General features: G+C 67.9%; 2 protein-coding genes. One reads left to right on the forward strand and one right to left on the reverse strand.

Annotated features, from left to right (window positions below):
* Positions 1 to 130, reverse strand: a 130-nt coding sequence (locus Q0112_RS19460) for a BrnT family toxin (RefSeq protein WP_367278469.1), incomplete at its 3' end; no start/stop codon positions are given.
* Positions 131 to 236: 106 nt separating this feature from the next.
* Here Q0112_RS19460 and gltB point away from each other — a divergent pair.
* Positions 237 to 4283, forward strand: a 4047-nt coding sequence (gene gltB, locus Q0112_RS11825) for a glutamate synthase large subunit (protein ID WP_297975580.1), incomplete at its 3' end; no start/stop codon positions are given.

Here is a 4283-nt window from a genome sequence, read left to right on the forward strand (position 1 = left end):
AGTCCACCCGACGATCGGGCACCACGGTTGCCGTGGCCCATTCGAAGCGAGCGATCTCGTTAAAGTCGATCCCATGCTTGGCAAGGTTCGAGCCCCGCTTCGCGCTATCCCACTCGTACCGATCGGCCATGCCGACGACCAGAGACGCCGCCGGTTAGCGATCAGTAAACATATGCATAAAAACCCCCTTCCTTCAAGCCCACGGCCGCTGGCCGCTTCCTGCCAGGAGTGACGCGATGACCACTTACGACGAGGCTTGGGTCGCCGCCAAGGAAGCGGAGTTCGCGCGGCTGGAGGCCGAGGGACTCTATCGGCCGGAGCAGGAGCATGCCTCCTGCGGGGTCGGGCTGGTGGTGGCGATCGACGGCAGGCCGCGGCGGCAGGTGGTGGAGAACGCCATCAAGGCGCTCTCCTCGGTCTGGCACCGCGGGGCGGTCGATGCCGACGGCAAGACCGGGGACGGGGCGGGGATGCACGTGCAGATCCCGGCGGCCTTCTTCGAGGACCAGGTGCGGCGCACCGGGCATCAGCCGAGGGGCGAGCGGCTGGCGGTCGGGCAGATCTTCCTGCCCAGGAACGACTTCGGCGGGCAGGAGACGGCGCGGACGGTCGTGGAGACCGAGGTGCTGCGCATGGGCTACTATATCTACGGCTGGCGGCACGTGCCGGTCGACATCTCGGTGCTCGGGCAGAAGGCGAATGCGACCCGGCCGGAGATCGAGCAGATCCTGATCTCGAACTCGAAGGGGGTGGACGAGGAGACCTTCGAGCGCGAGCTCTACGTCATCCGCCGGCGGATCGAGAAGGCGGCGGCGGGGATCCGCGACTTCTACGTCTGCTCGCTCTCCTGCCGGTCGATCATCTACAAGGGGATGATGTTGGCGGAGACGGTCAGCATCTTCTACCCGGACCTGCAGGATCCGCGCTTCGAGAGCGCCTTCGCCATCTATCACCAGCGGTATTCGACCAATACCTTCCCGCGCTGGTGGCTGGCGCAGCCGTTCCGCATGCTCGCCCACAACGGCGAGATCAACACGCTGAAGGGCAACCTCAACTGGCTCAGGAGCCACGAGATCCGGATGAGCTCGGACTATTTCGGCGAGCTCGCCGAGGACATCAAGCCGATCGTGCTGCCGGGGTCGTCCGACTCGGCCGCGCTCGACAACGTCTTCGAGGTGCTGGTGCGGGCGGGGCGCATCGCGCCGATGGCGAAGTCGATGCTGGTGCCCGAGGCCTGGTCGAAGCTCGCGACCAAGATGCCGCAGGCCTGGCAGGACATGTACGCCTATTCCAACTCGGTCATGGAGCCCTGGGACGGGCCGGCGGCGCTGGCGATGACGGACGGGCGCTGGGTGTGCGGCGGGCTCGACCGCAACGGGCTCCGGCCGATGCGCTACGTCGTGACCGGCGACGGGCTGGTCATCGCCGGGTCGGAGGCGGGCATGGTGCCGACCGACGACATGACCTGCATCGAGAAGGGCGCGCTCGGGCCGGGGCAGCTCCTCGCCGTCGACATGGGCGAGGGCAGGCTCTACCACGACGCCGAGATCAAGGATCTGATGGCGGCGAGCCAGCCGTTCGGCGAGTGGATCGGCTCGATCGTCGACCTCGAGGACGAGACGCGCGCGGTCGAGGAATATCCGATCTTCACCGGCACCGAGCTCCGGCGGCGACAGATCGCCGCCGGCTACACCATCGAGGATCTCGAGCAGATCCTGCATCCGATGGCCGAGGACGGCAAGGAGGCGATCGGCTCGATGGGGGACGACACGCCGCCGGCGGTGCTGTCGGAGCATTACCGGCCGCTCAGCCATTACTTCCGGCAGAACTTCAGCCAGGTGACGAACCCGCCGATCGACTCCTTGCGCGAGCATCGGGTGATGTCGCTGAAGACGCGCTTCGGCAACCTCAAGAACGTGCTCGACGAGAACAACAGCCAGACCGAGATCCTGACGCTGGAGAGCCCCTTCGTCTCGGATCTCCGCTTCGCCGAGATCGCGCGGCGGGCAGGCGACGAGGCCGAGGAGATCGACTGCACCTTCCCGGTCGGCGAGGGGCCGAACACGCTGCAGGCCGGGCTCGCGCGCATCCGCGCCGAGGCGGAGGAGGCGGTGCGCGCCGGAGTCAACCACCTGGTGCTGACCGACCGCGGGCAGGGCCCGGAGCGGGCGGGGATGCCGATGATCCTCGCCACGAGCGCGGTGCATTCCTGGCTGACGGCCAAGGGCCTCAGGACCTTCACCTCGCTCAACGTGCGCTCGGGCGAGTGCATCGACCCGCATTATTTCGCCGTGCTGGTCGGCTGCGGGGCGACCACGGTCAACGCCTATCTGGCGGAGGATTCGATCGCCGACCGGATCGCGCGGGGGCTGATCCCCGGCACGATGACCGAGGCGGTGGCGCGCTACCGCGAGGCGATCGACTGGGGGCTGCTCAAGATCATGTCGAAGATGGGGATCTCGGTGATCTCCTCCTACCGCGGCGGGCTGAACTTCGAGGCGGTGGGGCTCAGCCGCGCCATGGTGGCGGAGTATTTCCCCGGCATGCTCTCCCGCATCTCCGGCATCGGCGTCTCGGGGCTGCAGCGGCAGGTCGAGAAGGTGCATGGCCGTGCCTGGCGGGGGGCGGACACGGTGCTGCCGATCGGCGGTTTCCACAAGATGCGGCGCTCGGGCGAGAGTCACGCCTGGGAGGCCCGGTCGATGCATATCCTGCAGTCGGCCTGCGACCGCGGGTCATACGACCTCTGGACGCAGTATTCGAAGACGATGCAGGCGCGGCCGCCGATCCATCTGCGCGACCTGCTCGATTTCCAGCCGAAGGAGGGGCCGGTGCCGCTCGACCAGGTCGAGTCGATCACCGCAATCAGGAAGCGGTTCGTGACGCCGGGGATGAGTCTCGGCGCGCTGTCGCCCGAGGCGCACAAGACGCTGAACGTGGCGATGAACCGGATCGGGGCGAAGTCGGACTCGGGCGAGGGGGGCGAGGATCCGGCGCACTACGTGCCGGAGCCGAACGGGGACAATCCGAGCGCCAAGATCAAGCAGGTGGCGAGCGGGCGGTTCGGGGTGACGGCGGATTACCTCAACCACTGCGAGGAGCTCGAGATCAAGATCGCCCAGGGGGCGAAGCCGGGCGAGGGCGGGCAGCTGCCCGGGATCAAGGTGACGGAGCTGATCGCCAAGCTCAGGCATTCGACGCCGGGGGTGACGCTGATCTCGCCGCCGCCGCATCATGACATCTACTCGATCGAGGATCTGGCGCAGCTGATCTACGACCTGAAGCAGATCAACCCGCAGGCGCGGGTCTGCGTGAAGCTGGTCAGCCAGTCGGGGGTGGGGACGATCGCGGCGGGGGTCGCCAAGGCGAAGGCGGACGTGATCCTGATCTCCGGGCACAACGGCGGGACCGGGGCGTCGCCGATCACCTCGATCAAGTTCGCCGGGCTGCCGTGGGAGATGGGCCTTTCCGAGGCGCACCAGGTGCTGACGGTGAACAACCTGCGCGACCGGGTGATCCTGAGGACGGACGGCGGGCTCCGGACCGGGCGGGACATCGTCATCGCGGCGATGCTCGGGGCGCAGGAGTTCGGGATCGGGACGGCGGCCCTGATCGCCATGGGCTGCATCATGGTCAGGCAGTGCCAGAGCAACACCTGTCCCGTGGGGGTGTGCACGCAGGACCCGGCGCTCCGGGCGAAGTTCACCGGGACGGCGGACAAGGTCGTGAACCTGATGAGCTTCTATGCCCAGGAGGTCCGGGAGGTGCTGGCGAGCGTCGGGGCGCGGTCGATCGACGAGGTGATCGGGCGGGCGGATCTGCTGACGCAGGTGAGCCGCGGGGCGGAGCATCTCGACGATCTCGACCTCAACCCGCTGCTCATCAAGGTCGACCGGACCGAGGGGCTGGCCTGGGACCGGAAGAAGCCGCGCAACCCGGTGCCGGACACGCTCGACGCGCAGATCGTCACCGACGCCGAGCCCTTCTTCAAGGACGGCGAGAAGATGCAGCTCTCCTACGCGGTGCAGAACACGCTGCGCTCGATCGGGACGCGGGTGTCGAGCCACATCGTCCGGCGCTTCGGGATGACGGAGAACGGGCTGCAGCCGGACCATCTGACGATCAAGCTCTCGGGCTCGGCCGGCCAGTCGCTCGGCGCCTTCGCCGCGCCCGGGCTGAAGATCGAGGTGATGGGCGAGGCGAACGACTATGTCGGCAAGGGGCTGTCGGGCGGAATTATCGTGGTGCGCCCGCCGCTCGGCTCGCCGCTGGTCACGCACGAG

The sequence above is a fragment of the uncultured Amaricoccus sp. genome, assembly GCF_937858865.1.
In the GTDB taxonomy this organism is placed as follows: Bacteria; Pseudomonadota; Alphaproteobacteria; order Rhodobacterales; family Rhodobacteraceae; genus Amaricoccus.